This is a genomic window from Chimaeribacter californicus, from assembly GCF_002858675.1.
Classification (GTDB): domain Bacteria; phylum Pseudomonadota; class Gammaproteobacteria; order Enterobacterales; family Enterobacteriaceae; genus Chimaeribacter; species Chimaeribacter californicus.
The window spans coordinates 1-382 of the sequence record NZ_PJZF01000113.1; the positions used below are offsets into that span (position 1 = coordinate 1).

The 382-nt window shown below is 50.0% G+C and carries 1 pseudogene; it reads left to right on the plus strand.

What is annotated here, in order from left to right:
* Positions 1-280: 280 nt before the first annotated feature.
* Positions 281-382 (plus strand): annotated as a pseudogene (locus CYR55_RS24075) (thiamine pyrophosphate-binding protein); the annotation flags it as partial.

The window sequence follows — 382 nt, forward strand, 5'->3', positions numbered from 1 at the left end:
CCCGTGCCGCACCTCAGTGCCCTGCGTAGGGAAACCTGGCTGCTGCCTGGGCTAACCCCTTGAATTGTCATGTATGGGTAACAGGGTTGTGGCAGAACGGTGAATGGACGTTTTATTTCATTTTTTGATCTCTCTCGCAAAATGAAATGTTTCTTCTGGAATGGGATTTTGTGGAAAAAAAATTTGTTTATAATCGCTCCACGTTTCACCCCGACGGGCTAAAAAGCAGCCGCTCTACGGCCCGGTGCCACCAGATAACGCAAACAGGAAGGGTACAACAATGGCTAAGACGAGACTCACGATGGCGCAGGCGCTGGTTAAGTTCCTGGATAACCAATATGTCCTGGTGGATGGGGCGGAGCACAAGTTCGTCAAAGGGATT